Genomic DNA, 17,666 nt, shown 5'->3' with positions numbered 1-17,666 from the left:
TACAACAATAAGCTGAATATAGCGGTTTTTAATTAAAGTTGATAGCAGTGACGCGCGTTTTTATAGCTTAATTGTTGCCATAAGCTGTGGGTTTTGCAAAGCGCAAAATTACTTAACCAGCGCTTTTGATAGCTTGAATTGATTTGGCATACGGGAAAATTACTAGCAAACATCACGCGCTGTTGACCAACGCATTGAAGAATAAAGTCAAAACACGCTTGTTGCTGAGTTTGCAGTATAGCTGTAAATAGCTCAAAGCCTGAGAATTTAATCGTGCAGTTGGGTATGTGAGCGAGTCGACGAATTCCCTCTTGCCATAGAGAGAGGTTATTCGGCAAACCAGCATGGTTTATGACTACGTGCAAGTTTGGGAGTTGTTGGCAGTACTTAATTAATTGCTCGGTGATAGCTAGGTTTTCAACATTAAACTGTGCTTCAAACATTAGTTGGCAATCATTCAAAAGCGTTAAATTATCAAGGCAATTAGGGTGAGTTAACCGAGTTGCATCCGCACCTTCGGTTATGTCTCTAATCCCCACCAAACTTGAATGTGATAAAGCGTTTATCGCATTATTAAAGTCCTCAGGTGGACTATCAATGCAAGCAAAACCTACTGCTTTATAGTTTTCCCCGTGCAGATGCTGCGCCAGCCAGTTTAGCTCATTAATTGGGTTTTTATTATCAAACCCTGCTTCAATATGCACCAGCCCTATGATTTCAAATGGACTCGTTTGTTGTAGTTGTGCGGCATTAATAGGGCGTTTAATAGTCTCTAAATTTGGCCAAGAGGGCGGATTACTTCCTTGTAGCCACTCATATTGCCCATCTAGCAAATTAAAAAAATGCACGTGAGGGTCAATAATACGTTCGCTCATTGTGCGGTATAACCGCCATCGATAGTTTGTAAGCTGCCAGTAATAAAACAGGCCTCATCGCTGGCTAAAAAATTGACTAACGCGGCGACTTCATCTGCTCGACCCAGCCTACCTAGCGGTTGCAAAGCACCTTCTTCGGCAACTATGCTGGCTTTATCTGCGCCACTGCGAGCACAGTAAGCATCAATCGCATTATGAAATAAGGGGGTTTCAATGGTGCCGGGGCATACAGCATTAGCACGAATATTAAACTGGGCGTAATCAAGCGCGGTTGTTTTTGCCATTGACGCTAACGCATGTTTGGTGAGGTTATACGCAAACGAGTTTGTTTTAGCTATGATGGCTTGATCTGAGGCAATTAAAATAATCGCCCCATTTTTTTGCGTTTTCATACTTGGTAATACGCTTTGAATTGCTGCGTACGCACCTTTTACATTAAGCGCAAACAAACTGTCGAAGGTTGCTTCATCCGTGTTTTCAATGGTTGCACTTAAATGGCGGCCAGCATTAGATACCAATATATCAATGTGCTTAGTTGTGCTAGCAATGTCAGTAATAACGCTTTTAACCGTATTTACATTACTGACGTCACAGCGGTGCCAAGTACCTAAATCTGAATGTTCGAGATCAAGGTTGTGAACCTGATAACCATTTTTTATAAAACGTGCAACAATAGCTTGGCCTATGCCTTTACTACCGCCTGTAACGATTGCAACCTTTGACATAGAATTTCCCTAGTGGTTGTGACCACAACCGCCTTCGCTGTGAACGTGACCGTGTGATACTTCTTCACTTGTAGCTTCACGTACGCTTAAGACTTGCACATCAAAAGTCAGTGTTTTACCAGCAAAAGGGTGGTTTAAATCACAGTCAGCATTAAAACGACCTACTTTAACAATCGTTACTTGATGACGACCTTGGTTAGAGCTAACCATTGCAGTCATGCCAGCTTTCCACACTTTGGTGTCACCTTGGAGGTGCTTAAGTGGAATACGTTGGATTAGATCATCAACACGCTCACCGTAAGATTCGCTTGGCTCAAGAGTAACACTGAAGCTATCACCAGCGGCTTTGCCTTCAAGGGCTGTTTCTAAACCTGGAAGCATGCCTTCAAGGCCATGAATGTATGTTAATGGTTCATTGCCAGTGCTTGTTTCTATTTGTTCACCGGCTTCACTTAATGTGTAGTGAAACTCAGCCGCTGAGTTTTTGCTGATTTGCATGCCAATCTCTTTAATATTTACTGAATGAAACGCTAATTTTACGCTAAATACGGATGATGTGAAACTGCTGGTTAGTGTGGTTGTTTTAAGGTTTTCTCTAATCCTAACAATAAGCCATCATTTTGTAATTGGGAGATCGGCTTTATTGCTTGTGGCAAGTGTAATACGAGCGTTATACCTGGTTTTAAGATGCTAGAGGCACTGAATTTATTCCACTGTGCGAGGTCTTTATGTGAGACATCATAAAGTTGACTGATATCCCAAATTGTATCCCCAGGCTTGACTTGGTAATTAACAGTAATGGTTGCAGTGGCTACTTGGGTATCATCTAAATAAGGACTGATTTTATAGTCAATTGTCAGTGAGCCTGGCATTGTTTTTGGCTGTCCTGTAAGTAGGCGTTCGCCAATGCCAATGAGGTTGGTCTTTTTATTATTTAACATTTTTAGCTTTTTAACGGGCATATCAAACTTTTTAGCGATGCCGTATAAGGTATCGTTTTTCTTAACAAAGTACTCCCCAGTAAAGTTACTCTTGAAGAACTGACTGCTTAGCAATGCTTGCTGTTGCAATGGAAGAAGTAATGTATGAGGCCCATTTGGTGAACTTTGATTTTTTAAATAACCAGGGTTGAGTTTATGCAATTGGCTGCGCCCCACACCTGATAGGTTAGCAATAACAGAAAAATCAAACTGTTGACCTACATTAAACTCAGTAGTTTGGGCTTTATTCTTAAGCTTAGGGCGTATTAAGCCTAGCTTAGGGTTTTGCAATAAATAGCTTAATGCTAAGAGCTTAGGTACGTAATCTGACGTTTCTTTAGGGAGTTTGAGAGACCAATAGTCGGTGCTTTTACCACGTTTTTTATTATTAGCAATTGCGCGTTGTACTCGACCTTCGCCACTATTATAAGCCGCGAGTGCATGCATCCAGTTACCATCAAAACGTTTATATAAATATTCTAAATACGCCAGAGCAGCATCTGTTGAAGCCAGTACATCTTGACGGCCGTCATACCATTGATCTGACTTAATACCAAAATGATGCGCAGTGGCTGCGACTAACTGCCATACCCCAACAGCTTGAGCAGAGGAACTGATCGTTGGGCGAAAGTCACTCTCAACAAAAGGTAATAATGCCAGTTCCATCGGCAGCTTACGTTGTTCTACTTTATTGACGATATGGTACAAGTAAGGAGCAGCTCGCTCGTTCACTATTTGTAGATATTTAGGTTGGCGGGTATACCATTTAATACGTTTATTGAGTGCCCTATTTAGATAGATTTTAATATGTAAGTTGTCAGCAATATGCTGCCATAAATCAGGGCTTGCGGATCGTGAGTGTGACTTTTCAATTGTAGGTTTATACGGACTCGGTACTGTGTGATTTTTTTTATTGGGTTGCAGTAGTTCAGTCGATATAGTGGTCGTAGGCGGTGTTGCTTGTGCGTTCGAGCTTACCGTAATAGCGTTTTTTGTTGACGGCTTAAAGTGGTTAAAAATAACGGGGGCTTGTTCTACATCAGGCGCTGCAGGTTGCAGCTTTGTAGACTGACAGCCGCTGAGTAATATTGCTATTACGAAAATGAAAAAATAATTCCTGCGCATAAACACCACCGAATCAATATCCCTTTATAAGCTTAGCACAACCTTGTGTAGGGTCTATTTTGACTGTTTCGCGCGCTTAAGTCCAGCTTGTAGAAATAAAGGGTAAGCTTTATAGGCAGCTGTATCAATTTGATAATCTTTAGCAAATTCAGCAGGGAAGCTTTGTTGTAATGTTGTAAGCTCCACATTGGGATTGGTTGATACATGCTTAATAATTTGTTGTAAAAACCTGTATGGCTGACTTAAATCAGTTGCTTTTAAGGGCGCTCCATGGCCAGGTAAAATTATTTTTATCTGTTTGTTATTGCTAAATTGTTTAAGTAGTTCTGCCCATTCAACTAAGTTGCCGTGTCCAGGGTAAGGCAGCCAATCTACAATGTCTCCCCCTAGTAAGATGGTTCCTTGTTCTGCTAGTAATGTCAGATCTCCATTTGTATGTGCTTGATGGGCGTGCAGCGTTATAGGGTAGTCACCTAAATTGAGTGTGAGAGAATCAGAGACTTGCATTGCATTTGGCTGCAAATTAAATTTTCGCCAGCGAAGTAGACGCTGTTTGGCTAATTCTAATTTCTTTCTCCATTGTGGCTGTAAAAAAGCTGGTTGTTCAGCTAATCGTTGATAACTAAGCTCAATACTTTGCTCGTAACTATCAAGTTTATCTTCAAAGGCACGTTGAAAATTTGCAAACTCGCGGGCAATCTGTTTATGAACAATGAGTTTGGCGTTTGGGTAACTGTGTTGCAAAATGGCCATGCCTAATAAGTGGTCATCATGAAAATGGCTCGCAACTAAATAGCAAAGAGGGGTCGTCAAAGTTGACTTTAGTTTTACAATTGTAGCTTCAACGGCTGCAAAATTGCCGCTGGCATCAAACATTAAAGCGCACTCTTTACCTTGGATTAATACTTGGTTGGAATCATAAAAGCGTAGCTTTGGTTGCTGTTGTAAAAATTGAATGTTTGGGCTGATTGTTTGCCACGTTACGGCACTATAGGCGAAAGGTGCTAAGCTGATTAGTAACCCAACAATTAGCAGTTTAAATGTAGTTATTAGTTTGAAAGGACTACTTAGCATGGGTCATATCGATCAATAAAATAGGTCGCTTACAGTAGCTTATTTTATTGGTAATAACAAAAAAAGCGCTAAGTAGCGCTTTTTATTTGGCTGATGAGCTACCTAAGTATGCACTTAGTTTATCAACAAGCTGATCGTGCTGTTGTAGTTCTGCACTTTGCTGTGCTTTTGCTTCAAGCAGTTCGTGACTAATGTTCAAAGCAGCCATTAATAAAGCTTTTTGATCATTGCGAACCGTTGAGCGTTGCTTCATTTGCTCGACTAAATCATTAAGATGTTTAGCGGCAGCAATTAGAGCGTCTTCTTGTCCTACAGGGCAAGCAAATTGCTGCTCTTTACCAAGCAACTCAACGGTGACTCGCTGGTTTTGCAGCTCAGACATTAGTTTGCCTGTTGAGCGCTTTGTAGTTTCTCAAGTAGGCCTGTTAACGTTGTGCTGGTATCTTTTTGTTTTTCTTCGCTTTCAAGTGCTTCAAGTTGAAGAATTTCATTTTCATCGATCAGCTGACTGTTTTTATCTTTAAGTTCATTCACTTCTGTTTGAAGTTGTGAATTTTGGCTAATTAATTGGTCGATCAGTTGTTCTAATTGAGAAAGGGTCTCGTTATTCATAAATGCGCTCATAAAACTGTGATTATTGTCATGCAAATGTAAAGCAAAATTGCTTTATATGCCAGTATTTACGTGTGTTTTAGCTGATTTTTATTCGTCGTTAAGGGATAATTCAGCTAACGGGCTATTTCATTCAGAATTGGTTCACGCTCAGTTGCCAAATGCATAATGTTTATGGTTCACTGGTTTTATAAATAAGCTTATAGCGAAATTAAATTATGCTCAGTTACAGACACTCATTTCATGCGGGTAATCCGGCCGATGTTGTTAAACATTTGGTACTTGCTCAGGTATTAAGTTACCAAACTCTTAAAGATAAACCGTTGGATTATATTGATACGCATTCTGGCGCCGGTTTTTTTGAATTGGCTGGGGCAGATGCCCAAAAGACCCAAGAATACCTCGATGGTATCGCCAAGCTCTATCAACATACGAGTGAACATCAAGAGTTAAATGATTATATTGATCTGATTAAGTCGTTTAATGAAAGTGAGGCGTTAGCGTTTTATCCAGGGTCACCAAAAATTGCAGAGCACTTTTTACGTCGCCAAGACAAAGGTTGGTTCTTTGAGTTGCATCCACGAGACTTGGCATTATTACAAGAAAATATGAGCGGCAAGCGCTCTATACGTGTCCGTGGTGAAAACGGCTTTACAGGCCTAGTCGGGTTATTGCCGCCAGCATCTCGTAGGGCATGTGTATTAATTGATCCACCTTATGAAATTAAAGATGATTACGACACCGTTGTAAAAACATTAACGAAGGCTTATCAGCGTTTTTCTACTGGCACTTATATGATTTGGTATCCAGTTGTAGATAGAGAGCGTATTGAGCGCATGGAAGAGGGCTTAATTGCATCAGGTATGCGTAATATTCAATTATTTGAATTAGCCACAGAAGAAGATACCGAGGTTCATGGCATGACAGCCTCAGGTATGATCGTAATTAACCCACCGTGGAAGTTAAAACAAACAATGGATAATGTATTACCTGAGCTAGTTAGCTTATTGAGTGATTCATCAGGTTTTTATCGCAGCGAACAATTAGTCGAAGAATAAAAGTAAACGCCCAGCATAACTGGGCGTTTAATACTCAGAGAAATCAAAATTAATTAAAATACATGGCTTTAAACGTTGCAAGTTGTTTGCCTTGCAGATCTTTTAAAATCAGTGATTCGCCATTAATATCCCATAGAGCTGTGTTCTCTAGTACTGCCGACATTGCACTTTCTTGTTCCATGCTTTTAAAGCACATCATTTTAGTGCTGGCTTGCGGGCCAAATGTGAGTGATTGCTGGTTGACTTGATAACTGCCAGTAAAGTTATTACATCCTAAAAAGCCATGGCTTTTGTTATTTTTACTAAATTGTATAAACGGCTCTCTGGTTTCAACAGTTACAGGCTTACTATTTAAGGTAATGGCTTTAAAGTAGGTGTTAACTAAACTTACATCGGGTTGTTGTGCGGCAACTTTAGAAACTGTAATGGTAAGAGGTTCACTCTGTTGCGAGTGTGAAAACGGGTTATTATGTGTTGTGCTTACATAAAGTAAATTATCTTGATTAACGATACGTGCGCTAACACTGTAGCGGCTGCGTTCGTTTAATATGCTTGCGTCGTAGGGGAGTGTCACTGTGTATGGCGGCGCACCAGCAATATCAATAGTTTGTTGACTGATAATATCGGCAGCTACATCCATTTTCGACACATCGGCTAAAGTTACCGTTAATTGTGAGCCGGGACGCAGCATGCTGCGATCAAGATAGGTTACTTGTGTTGTTAGCATTGCGACAGTTTCATTTTTAATTGCATGGCTTGCGTTTGTAGCCTGCTGATTTACACAACCAGACAGAATTAACGTGCTGCAAGCTAATATACTAATGTTGGTAATTGATTTTAAAACAGATCGAGGTTTATGTAACAGCATGACTTATTCCTTGAAATAAATTAAGTCAGTAGATAGTGGTTACAGTGTAGTTATTTGCTACTTAATCGCAGCTTAATTTTAAGTATAAAAAGCGCTATTTAGCGCTTTTACTGGATATATGAATAATACTTACTTTTTAACAAATTTAGTTAAAATAACAATTCGTTGACCGTCAACGCGACCTTCAATGTGCTCAGGGTTGCTGGTTAAACCGATATTACGAACTGCTGTTCCACGCTTTGCAGTTAAGCTGCTGCCTTTCACGTCTAAGTCTTTAATTAGCGTGACAGTATCGCCCGCTTGTAATATTACGCCATTACTATCTACATGTTTGATGTCATCGTCTTCAGCAAGTGCTACTTTGGCCCATGCTAACGTATCTTCTTCAAGATAAATCATATCTAACGCATCTTGTGCCCAGCCATTATCAGCAGCTAAACGAGATAGCATTCTATAAGCCACTACTTGGACTGCTGGCACTTGGCTCCACATACTATCGTTTAGACAATGCCAATGTGTTGGAGTGATATCGATATTACTTTCAACTTGGTCTTTACATGTCTGGCAGGTATAAATGCACTTGTCTGAATGGGTTTCTGTAACAGGTGGCACTTCGTATACAGATAAGTTGTCAGTTGCAGAGCACAACTCACATTGGTTACTGCTACGTTCTACTAAGGCTTGTTCAATGCTCATGTCATTAGCTCTTGTGATTTTTTACAAAAAAGTATGGCGCTATTATACCCAACCTCAGCCCTGATGAGAACATATCCATGATAAATGTATGGTTATAGTGCACGGTGTTTTTGTTGTGGGTACGAAAGTTGAGGAATCTGAAATTTCGTACCCACAGCATTGTGTTTAGTTAATGCAAGCTTGCAAAAGTTCACTATACTAAGTCAATACAAAAAGAACAATTTAGCTGGCATGAGTCGCTATAAATTATTAGCAGGAAATAATATGCCGAATACACAAATTACAGCGAACGTACCAAATATGGTCACTCAATATATAGCACGACAGCCAATATTTAATACTGATAAGAGTATTTTTGCTTATGAGTTATTGTACCGAGATTCAAGCGATAATTTTTTCCCTGTAGGGACGACCGACGGACAAGCAACAGGTCGCTTATTTTTTAATGCATTGATGTTGATTGGTATAGATAAATTAACAGCTAACCAGTGTGCATTTATCAATCTTTCAACGGATGCTTTGTTAGATGATTTTCCTAAACTATTACAGCCAAAAAGCGCTGTAATAGAAATTGTTGAAAGAGCTGGCAATATAGAGCAAGTTACTAAAAGGGTACGTTCACTGAAGCAAGATGGTTATGTGTTTGCATTAGATGATTATGACGGTGATGCAAAATGGGAGCCCTTATTAGAGCTGGTAGATTTTATAAAGCTAGAAGTTGAAAACCCAATAATTAAAACGAATATTCAACTTAAAAAGCTTAAAAGACGCTTTCCCGATGTAAAAATTATTGTGGAAAGAATCGAAACTCACGAAGAGTTTACGACTTTAAAAGATGCAGGCTGTGACTACTTTCAAGGCTTCTTTTTTGCGCGACCAGAGATGCTCACTTACCACAATGTTGAGCCTTCAAAACTAGCGGTGTTTGATCTTTTACGGTGTACATCGCGACCGGATATTGATTTTGATGAAGTACATCAAAGAGTTGCCAAAGATGTTGGTTTAACTGCACGTATTCTTAAGCTAGTTAATGCGCGCTCGGGTAACCAAAATTTAGAGATTACTTCTATCTCTCAAGCGGTTATTTATTTAGGCGAAGATTCAATCCGCCAATTCGTAAGGGTGTTAGCACTTAGCGAATTAGGGGTAGATAAACCCAGCGAGCTAACTAAGCTTGGTTTAACACGAGCCCATTTTATGCTGCTGATGCTTGAGCCTGGCGGTAAGGAAATGTCAGAGCGAGGTTACTTAGTTGGCCTGATGTCTGTACTTGACGCTATTTTAAACATGGAATTAGGCGCAATAGCAAAAGAGTTTTGTCTAGGTGATGATTTGTCTAGTGCGTTATTGTGTTTTAACGGCATGTTAGGTGTGACTTTACAATTAACTCGCGCTATAGAAGAAGATAACTGGCTATTGGCAACCAAGTTATTAGAAACCATTAGACCAGCTTCAGAAATTGACATTGTATACAAGGCTATGTTTGTAGCCCGTGAATACGGTGATGAAGTTTTAGCCTCAATTATTGAACAAGCATAATGCCTTGGGTATGATGCGTTATTACAAAGTAATTTTTAAAGACTAGCTATGCGTTTATTATTGCCAATTGCCACTATTTTAATTGCGTTAGCATTGCTTGTACCGGGTGTCACTCAGCCAGTGCTGACGCTAGAAGGTAAAATTGATAAGTCAAAACTAGCTAAAACAGGTATTGAAATGCTTGCTGATGAAGGCGACAGAAATACCAGAAGGATGCTCACAATGGCATCAAGCATGTTTGGTCTTGATAAGCTCGAAGGTGAAGTTAGCGCTTACAAAAAAACGCGGAGCATCTGGGGAACAGTTAACGAACTTGCGAATAACAAAAATTATTTAGTTGCAGGGCTAGTGGCGTTATTTTCAATTGTAGTGCCTACTTTAAAACTGTTAATGCAATTAGTGTATTGTTTAATACCGATGAATAAATTTAAGCATAAACTCGGTCAAGTAATACAAGGTTTAAGTAAATGGAGCATGGTTGACGTATTTGTTATTGCTTTAATCGTGGCGTATCTTGCAGGTAATGCTGATGGCCAAATGGGCGAGCTTATCAACATGCACGCAGAATTTGGCGCAGGTTTTTGGTATTTTACCGGTTATTGTTTATTTGCCATCGCTGCAAGTAACTTAATAAAAATTGCACCAAGAAACAGTTAAACGTTTGTGTTAACTAACAAGTTACCATAAACTTACAGCTTACAGCTTACAGCTTACAGCTTACAGCTTACAGCTTACAGCTTACAGCTTACAGCTTACAGCTTACAGCTTACAGCTTACAGCTTACAGCTTACAGCTTACAGCTTACAGCTTACAGCTTACAGCTTACAGCTTACATTTATTAAAGGCACTTTTTTGCAACGTATTTACCTTAGTATATTGACCGTCGTTTTGTTACTCACTTTAGTGGGTCAAGCGGTTGCGTCAGTAACTATGAGTTGCGAAATGCCACATATGAACCAAACCCATTCACAAGTCACCGATACCAGCGATATGCACCATGACATACCAGCAGGTATGATGAACATGGATTGCTGTGACGATGACGCAACGGCTAATCAAGAATGTGGCTGCCCGATGAGTGCGTGTAGTACTCATTCAATGTTAAGTATGAACGCGCTATTTAGCGTTACGCTAACTCCCCCCGAAAAAGTACAGCTTTACACACCGCAAAATCAACATCGTATAGCCAGTTCGTTATACCGTCCTCCTATGTCTGCTTAATAGCAGGATAGGTGCGTCTAAAATTTACATAAATCACCTTTTCTGCCTCTAAATTTAATCATTTTTTAATTTTAGTGGAGTAAGTGATGAATCACTTCAGAATATTTAAAGTCAGTTTTTTAGCGTTTTTGCTAACAGTTACAATCTCAGCGCATAGCAATGAGCTTAGCCTCGATGACGCGCTTAGCTATGCACTTAATAACGAGCCATGGCTAACAGCCAGTAAATATCAACAAGCCGCAGTACAAGCGCAAAGTTTAGTCGCGGGCACCTTGCCAGATCCAGTATTAACTATCGGGCTAATGAATTTACCTACCGATGGCTTTGCGTTTGACCAAGAAGGGATGACCCAGTTAAAGGTTGGTGTAAGTCAGATGTTTAGTCGCGGCGATAGCGTTGCACTTAAAAAACAGGCATTAGCGCAGTCGGCGCAGCAATATCCATGGTTACGATCTGACCGACTCGCACAGGTTAAAACCATCGTGATCGAATCTTGGCTCAATGCGTATCGTGCGCAGCAAAGCATTGCTTTAATTGAGCAAGATAAAGCATTATTCTCGCAGCTGATTGATATTACAGAATCAAGTTATGCCAGCTCGATAGGTAACACTCGCCAACAAGATATTATCCGCGCACAGTTAGAGTTAACCCGTCTTGAAGATAAACTAATGATGCTTGAACAGCAGTTTGAAAGTGCTAAAAAGCGTTTATCACAATGGTTGCCAATCAATATGTTAACTCAGCCTGTGAGTGCTAAGCGCAGTGACATAATACCACTAGTCGATTTTGCACAACTTGAGTTTACACAGTTAATGCAGCTGCTGATGGCGCATCCTGCAATTGTCGCAATTGACCAAACGGCAGCCGCTAAAAAAACTGAAATTGATATTGCCAAACAAGGTTATAAACCACAGTTTGGGGTAAACATGGGCTATGGGTATCGCGATGGTACGCCAATGGGAGACTCGCGGGCGGATCTGTTTTCGGTAGGATTGAGTGTTGATTTACCGCTATTTACTGATAACCGTCAAGATCAACAAGTAAATGCGGCTATCGCCATAGCGGAAGCCGTAAAAACACAAAAGCTGATCGCACTACAAAAGCTTAAAGGCATGTACTTTAAAGAGTTTAGCCAGTTAGCACGGTTAGCTAAGCGCGGTGGGCTTTATCAAACTAAACTGCTGCCACAAATGGCAGAACAAGCGCAAGCCACATTAAACGCCTACACCCGCGATGATGGTGACTTTTCAGAAGTAATGCGCGCGCGTATTAGTGAGCTCAATGCCAAAATAGATGCGTTAAATATCCAAATCGATCAACAAATTATTATTGCTCGCCTGAATTATTACGCCAGTAGCCAAGATGCTGCTGTGATGGCTGAGCAGTTCGCAGGAGATCAAAGTGAATACTAATATAAAGCTTCTTATCGCAGCACTATTAGGTGCGGGAGTCTCCGTTGGTGCATTGTCTTTGCTGGGGAGCAGTAATGAGCATGTTGCTAACAGTACAGAGAAAAAGCCACTATATTGGGTGGCCCCGATGGATAGCAACTATCGCCGTGATGAACCTGGACTCTCACCGATGGGGATGGATTTAGTGCCTGTTTATGATGAGGGCAGCAGTAATAACCAAGATGGTCCTGGCGCAGTGACGATATCTCCTGCGGTGATTAATAACTTGGGGGTTAGAACCGAGAAAGTACAGTTTAAGGCACTGCAAAGTGAAGTAAACACGGTGGGCTATGTGCAGTATAACCAAGACCAACAGGTGCATATTCACCCGCGGGTTGAAGGTTGGTTAGAAACGCTTTACGTTAAAGCGGCCGGTGCTCAAGTAAAGCAAGGCGAACCACTGTATACCTTGTATTCACCGCAATTGGTTAATGCTCAAGAAGAATTTGTACTGGCCGTTAATCGTAAAAATACGGTGCTTATTCGCGCGGCCAAAGCGCGCTTAAAAGCATTGAATGTGTCGGACGGCTTTGTTGAGCGCTTACAAGCTAATAAAAAAGTGATGCAAAACATTACCTTTTACGCACGTCAAAGTGGGGTGGTTGATGAGCTCAATGTACGCGAAGGTTTTTATGTTAAGCCGGGTACTTCAATGATGAGCATAGCTCAGTTGGATGAAGTATGGGTTGAAGCCGAAGTATTTGAGCGCCAAGCACAGCTAATAGAAATAGGTTTACCCGTTACCATGACCTTAGATTACATTGCAGGACAAAGCTGGCGCGGTAACGTTGATTATATCTACCCAACACTGGATGCTAAAAATCGCACGCTGCGGGTGCGTTTACGCTTTAATAACCAAAATCACCAGTTAAAACCAAATATGTTTGCGCAGGTGAGTATTCACGCTAAAGCAAGTGACAAGCAGCTTATTGTGCCAAAAGAAGCGGTGATCCGTACCGGCAACCAAGACCGTGTTGTGCTGGCATTAGGTGAAGGGCGCTTTAAATCTGTGGCGGTAGAGCTTGGTCGTAGTGATAACAATGACGCAGTGATTTTATCGGGTCTCAAAGCCGATGATCACGTGGTGACTTCAGCCCAATTTTTATTGGATTCTGAATCAAGTAAAAGCTCCGACTTTAAACGTATGCAAGCGCTAGACACTATCACTCACGTGTGGGGTAAAGGCGTTATTAACAGCGTTATGGCGGATCACCGTATGGTGAATATTAGCCATGAACCAATGGACGAACTCGATTGGCCAAGCATGACTATGGATTTTATAGTTACAGAAGATGTTGATTTCAGTGCGTTACAAGTCGGGCAAACACTGCATTTTGAGCTAACTAAGCAAGTTGATGATAGCTACTTACTGAGCGGTATTCATATTATGGACTCAACACATGTGATGGTCGAGCCTGCGAATACGGCAACCGTAATAGGTACTATCAACCATATTGATAAAACAACGCGTACCGCCAATATTAGCCGTGGTGAGATTGTAAAATGGAACCGCGAAGCTGCCACATTAGATTTTATGTTAGCAGCAGATGTAGACCTCACTGACTTATCTGCACAGCAGCAAGTGGAGTTTACCTTTAGTTTGCAAGACGGTGAGTTTGTGATCAGTCGTATCAAGACTGCAGCAATCATGCAACCAAATAGCGATAGCACCCTGTCATCGCATAACGGACATTAGGAGGCCTTATGATAGCAGCCATTATTCGTTGGTCTGTGACTAATCGCTTTTTTGTATTGTTACTAACTGCAATACTAATTGGTGGCGGTTTATTTGCCGTTAAAAATACCCCTATAGATGCCTTGCCGGACTTATCTGATGTGCAGGTGATAGTTAAAACGTCATATCCTGGGCAAGCGCCGCAAGTGGTGCAAGATCAAGTTACTTTTCCGCTTACCACCGCGATGCTCTCAGTGCCCGGGGCACAAACGGTCCGTGGTTTTTCATTTTTTGGTGACTCCTACGTGTATGTCATCTTTGATGAAAAAACGGATCTTTATTGGGCGCGTAGTCGAGTGCAAGAGTATTTAAGCCAAGTCGCTAGCCGTTTGCCCGACACTGCAACCGCGGAGCTTGGCCCAGATGCCACCGGTGTAGGTTGGATCTATTTATATGCGCTGGTGGATAAAACCAATCAGCACGATATTAGCCAATTACGTAGCTTACAAGATTGGTTTTTAAAGTTTGAATTACAAACTGTGCCAGGAGTGTCAGAAGTCGCCTCCGTTGGCGGCATGGTGAAACAATATCAAGTCAATGTAGAGCCAGATAAACTGCGTGCTTACGGTATTCCACTGAGCTTAATTCAAACGGCCATTAAGCAAGGTAACCAAGAAATGGGCGCTTCGGTAGTGGAAATGGCCGAAGCCGAATACATGGTAACCAGCACCGGTTATATAAAAAGTGTGGCTGATTTAGAGGCCATTCCGCTGGGGGTGAACGCCAACGGCACACCGCTGCAATTACGCGATGTAGCCGATATTCGCCTTGGCCCACAAATGCGCCGCGGCATTGCTGAACTAAACGGAGAAGGTGAAGTTGCAGGTGGTGTCGTGGTGATGCGCTATGGCGAAAACGCACAAAAAACCATAGAGCTGGTTAAAGAAAAGCTCGAATCACTCAAAAAAGGTCTACCTGAAGGCGTTGAAATAGTGCCTGTGTATGACCGCTCTAATTTAATTAAAAGCGCAGTGGATAACCTAACCAGCAAACTACTTGAAGAGTTAGTGGTGGTCGCACTGATCTGCATCGTGTTTTTGTTTCATGTGCGCTCATCCTTGGTGGCTATTATTACTTTACCGCTGGGAATTTTAACGGCATTTATCATCATGTATTGGCAAGGCATTAACGCTAATATTATGTCGCTCGGCGGTATTGCCATTGCCATTGGTGCGATGACCGATGGTGCGATTGTCATGATCGAAAACATGCATAAACACATGGAAAAAACACCGCTGACTGATGAAAATCGCTGGCAAGTTGTCACCGATGCCGCCAGCGAAGTCGGCCCAGCGCTATTTTTTAGTTTAATGATTATTACTGTGAGCTTTATGCCAGTATTTATTTTAGAGGCGCAAGAAGGGCGCATGTTTGCCCCGCTTGCGTACACTAAAACCTATGCCATGGCGGCATCTGCAGGTTTAGCAATTACCTTAGTGCCAGTACTAATGGGCTATTTTATACGTGGCAAAGTGATTTCAGAGCAGAAAAACCCTGTTAATCGCTTATTAGTTAACGGATATAAGCCATTACTGAATCTCGTTTTACGTTTTCCTAAAATGACCTTGGTGTTGGCTGTAGTGGTCGCTATTGTTGGCTTTTATCCAGTGAACAAAATTGGCAGTGAGTTTATTCCGCCACTGGATGAAGGCGATCTAATGTATATGCCAACTACTTACCCTGGTTTGTCGATTGGTAAAGCGCGAGAGATTTTACAGCAAACAGATAAGCTCATAGCCACAGTGCCCGAGGTGTTAACCGTGTTTGGTAAAGTAGGACGCGCAGAAACCGCTACCGATCCTGCGCCACTGACTATGATTGAAACTTTTATTCAGCTCAAGCCAAAGGATCAATGGCGCGAAGGCATGACCTTAGAAAAATTGAAAAAAGAGCTTGATGGTTTAGTGAAATTTCCAGGTCTTACCAACGCATGGGTGATGCCGATAAAAACCCGTATTGATATGCTAGCAACAGGCATAAAAACCCCTGTAGGTATTAAAGTGGCGGGGCCTAATTTGAGTGAAATTCAAAAAATTGGCCAACAGATTGAGGTCTTGCTTAAAGATGTACCCGGCACTGCTTCCGTTTACTCTGAGCGTGTTGCTGGTGGGCGTTATATCAAGGTGGATATCAACCGTGAAAAAGCCGCTCGTTATAGCTTAAACATTGCCGATGTGCAGCAAGTGGTCGCGACCGCAATTGGTGGTATGAATGTCACCGAAACGGTTGAAGGGCAAGAGCGTTACCCAGTTAACCTACGCTACCCGCAAGATTACCGTGATTCACCCGAAGAGTTGATGCTATTGCCAATAGTTACCCCTACAGGGCAGCGTATTGCGCTTGCCGATGTGGCTGATGTATTTATTGAAGATGGCCCACCGGGTATTAAAAGTGAAAATGCCCGCTTAAATGGCTGGAGCTTTATTGATATTGATGGCATTGATATTGGCAGTTATGTCGATAATGCGCGCCAAGTGCTTGACGAAAAGCTAGTGCTACCTGCAGGTTATTCAATAACGTGGGCAGGGCAATATGAATACATGGAGCGTGCCAAAGAAAAGCTCGCCTATGTATTACCACTAACCTTAGCGATTATAATTGTGTTGTTGTATCTCAACTTTAGAAGCTTTGTTGAAGTGGCAATTATAATGGCCACGTTACCGCTGGCGATGATAGGCGGGATCTGGCTCATGTACTTAGAGGGGTTTAACTTCTCGGTCGCCGTGGGGGTTGGTTTTATTGCCCTTGCCGGTGTCGCAGTGGAAATAGGTGTCATTATGCTGGTGTACTTAAACCAAGCCTACAATGAAAAGTGCGCCCAAGCACAACAAGCAGGTACTACGCTTAATTTTGTAGAGCTTAAACAAGCCATAGTAGAAGGTGCAGGCCTGCGAGTACGCCCAGTGATGATGACAGTCGCGACTATTATAATTGGTTTACTGCCCGTGCTTTATGGCACCGGCACTGGTAGTGAAGTAATGAGCCGCATTGCAGCACCCATGGTCGGCGGCATGTTCAGCGCGATAGTTCTGACCTTATTAGTGTTACCCGCCGTGTATTTATTGTGGAGAAAGCGAGGCCTATAAACTTTACATTTTTTGTGTAACTTATACTAAAAAGAAAAGTATAAGTTGCACCATAATTACCTTTACTGTTGATCTTAATCACTTTTTTATGTGGCACGTTTTACGCATTCGTTAACTTAAATTAAATGAGTAAGGAATGCACATGCAAGTTAAAACAATACACGAAGTGTACGATTGGACTGTACTCTTTCACACGCAAATGGCTGCCAATTTTTTTAGTCTTCGAGATGGTTTAGCTGAGCATAACCGTATGCTCGCAGACTATTTTGTAGAGTACGAAAAAAAGCTAGCTGAAGATTTAGTGGGTTTTAAGGCCATCACTGAAATCAATACACTAGACACGTATTGCTATGAGTACTTTGTTGAAAACCCTGAGCTGATTAATTTTACTGATTTAAACCGTAATACGCGTGTTGATGAGCAAGTGATGCAAGGTTATTTATCAGATCAACACCAAAAGGTAATTAACCTTTATGAGTACTTACTTAGTCGTGCAGAAACACCAGCTGGCAAAGAGAAGCTAGCACAATTGCTAGAGCTTGAGCAGCAAAGTTTAAAGCAGATGATACAAAGTTCTAATCGCCATATGGATATGTAACCATGTGACGAATTGTCGTTTAA

The 17,666-nt window shown here is 41.5% G+C and carries 17 protein-coding genes; 8 read left to right on the top strand and 9 right to left on the bottom strand.

Annotated features, from left to right (window positions below):
• Window positions 1-32: 32 nt before the first annotated feature.
• The 7 genes from ADS77_RS02750 to zapB all read right to left on the bottom strand — a co-directional run bounded on the left by ADS77_RS02750 (window position 33) and on the right by zapB (window position 5,391).
• Window positions 33-875 (bottom strand): amidohydrolase family protein, encoded by an 843-nt coding sequence (locus ADS77_RS02750; protein ID WP_054452852.1) that lies wholly within the window; start codon window positions 873-875, stop codon window positions 33-35.
• Entirely contained in the window at window positions 872-1,600 is a 729-nt protein-coding gene (locus ADS77_RS02745; protein WP_054204503.1) for an SDR family NAD(P)-dependent oxidoreductase, read from the bottom strand. Before ADS77_RS02745 ends, ADS77_RS02750 begins: the two co-directional genes overlap by 4 nt.
• Window positions 1,601-1,609: 9 nt before the next feature.
• Window positions 1,610-2,098: a peptidylprolyl isomerase gene (locus tag ADS77_RS02740; RefSeq protein ID WP_054452850.1), complete on the bottom strand. Its 489-nt coding sequence runs from the start codon at window positions 2,096-2,098 to the stop codon at window positions 1,610-1,612.
• A 71-nt stretch (window positions 2,099-2,169) separates the two neighbouring features.
• The gene (locus tag ADS77_RS02735) at window positions 2,170-3,705 is read right to left on the bottom strand and encodes a transglycosylase SLT domain-containing protein (RefSeq protein WP_054452848.1); all 1,536 of its coding nucleotides are present in this window, start codon (window positions 3,703-3,705) and stop codon (window positions 2,170-2,172) included.
• 54 nt (window positions 3,706-3,759) lie between these two features.
• Window positions 3,760-4,779, bottom strand: a complete 1,020-nt coding sequence (locus ADS77_RS02730) for an MBL fold metallo-hydrolase (RefSeq protein WP_054452846.1) — start codon at window positions 4,777-4,779, stop codon at window positions 3,760-3,762.
• An 82-nt stretch (window positions 4,780-4,861) separates the two neighbouring features.
• Entirely contained in the window at window positions 4,862-5,161 is a 300-nt protein-coding gene (locus ADS77_RS02725; RefSeq protein WP_054204499.1) for a cell division protein ZapA, read from the bottom strand.
• Complete coding sequence (zapB, locus tag ADS77_RS02720) at window positions 5,161-5,391, bottom strand: cell division protein ZapB (RefSeq protein ID WP_054204498.1); 231 nt, start codon at window positions 5,389-5,391, stop codon at window positions 5,161-5,163. The genes ADS77_RS02725 and zapB overlap by 1 nt, the downstream gene beginning before the upstream one ends.
• Window positions 5,392-5,609: 218 nt before the next feature.
• On the opposite strand from zapB, the gene ADS77_RS02715 reads away from it, so the two are divergent.
• Complete coding sequence (locus ADS77_RS02715) at window positions 5,610-6,449, top strand: 23S rRNA (adenine(2030)-N(6))-methyltransferase RlmJ (protein WP_054204497.1); 840 nt, start codon at window positions 5,610-5,612, stop codon at window positions 6,447-6,449.
• Between the two features lie 49 nt (window positions 6,450-6,498).
• Here ADS77_RS02715 and ADS77_RS02710 read toward each other — a convergent pair whose 3' ends face one another.
• Together ADS77_RS02710 and ADS77_RS02705 are read right to left on the bottom strand one after the other, a co-directional pair.
• Window positions 6,499-7,317: an META domain-containing protein gene (locus ADS77_RS02710; protein WP_054452844.1), complete on the bottom strand. Its 819-nt coding sequence runs from the start codon at window positions 7,315-7,317 to the stop codon at window positions 6,499-6,501.
• A gap of 129 nt (window positions 7,318-7,446) precedes the next feature.
• Window positions 7,447-8,013 (bottom strand): PhnA domain-containing protein, encoded by a 567-nt coding sequence (locus tag ADS77_RS02705; protein ID WP_054204495.1) that lies wholly within the window; start codon window positions 8,011-8,013, stop codon window positions 7,447-7,449.
• Window positions 8,014-8,277: 264 nt separating this feature from the next.
• Here ADS77_RS02705 and ADS77_RS02700 point away from each other — a divergent pair, with 264 nt between their 5' ends.
• From ADS77_RS02700 to ADS77_RS02670, 7 genes are all read left to right on the top strand, one after another.
• Complete coding sequence (locus ADS77_RS02700; RefSeq protein ID WP_054452940.1) at window positions 8,278-9,552, top strand: EAL and HDOD domain-containing protein; 1,275 nt, start codon at window positions 8,278-8,280, stop codon at window positions 9,550-9,552.
• Window positions 9,553-9,600: 48 nt separating this feature from the next.
• Window positions 9,601-10,209, top strand: coding sequence for a paraquat-inducible protein A (locus ADS77_RS02695; RefSeq protein ID WP_054452842.1), 609 nt, complete (start codon window positions 9,601-9,603; stop codon window positions 10,207-10,209).
• A gap of 195 nt (window positions 10,210-10,404) precedes the next feature.
• On the top strand, window positions 10,405-10,773 hold the full coding sequence (locus ADS77_RS02690) for a hypothetical protein (RefSeq protein WP_054452840.1): 369 nt from the start codon (window positions 10,405-10,407) through the stop codon (window positions 10,771-10,773).
• An 86-nt stretch (window positions 10,774-10,859) separates the two neighbouring features.
• Window positions 10,860-12,185, top strand: a complete 1,326-nt coding sequence (locus ADS77_RS02685) for a TolC family protein (protein WP_054452838.1) — start codon at window positions 10,860-10,862, stop codon at window positions 12,183-12,185.
• Window positions 12,175-13,920: an efflux RND transporter periplasmic adaptor subunit gene (locus ADS77_RS02680; RefSeq protein WP_054452836.1), complete on the top strand. Its 1,746-nt coding sequence runs from the start codon at window positions 12,175-12,177 to the stop codon at window positions 13,918-13,920. Before ADS77_RS02685 ends, ADS77_RS02680 begins: the two co-directional genes overlap by 11 nt.
• An 8-nt stretch (window positions 13,921-13,928) precedes the next feature.
• A complete protein-coding gene (locus tag ADS77_RS02675) occupies window positions 13,929-17,045 on the top strand; it encodes an efflux RND transporter permease subunit (protein WP_054452834.1) in 3,117 nt (1,038 codons plus the stop codon).
• A 142-nt stretch (window positions 17,046-17,187) separates the two neighbouring features.
• Window positions 17,188-17,643 carry a hypothetical protein gene (locus ADS77_RS02670; protein ID WP_054452832.1) on the top strand — a complete coding sequence of 152 codons (456 nt, stop codon included), beginning with the start codon at window positions 17,188-17,190 and terminating at the stop codon, window positions 17,641-17,643.
• The last annotated feature ends 23 nt before the right edge of the window (window positions 17,644-17,666 follow it).

The sequence above is a fragment of the Pseudoalteromonas porphyrae genome (assembly GCF_001298125.1).
Lineage (GTDB): Bacteria > Pseudomonadota > Gammaproteobacteria > Enterobacterales > Alteromonadaceae > Pseudoalteromonas > Pseudoalteromonas neustonica.
Note: the sequence above shows the minus strand (reverse complement) of the source record. Positions and strands in the feature narration are given on the sequence as shown.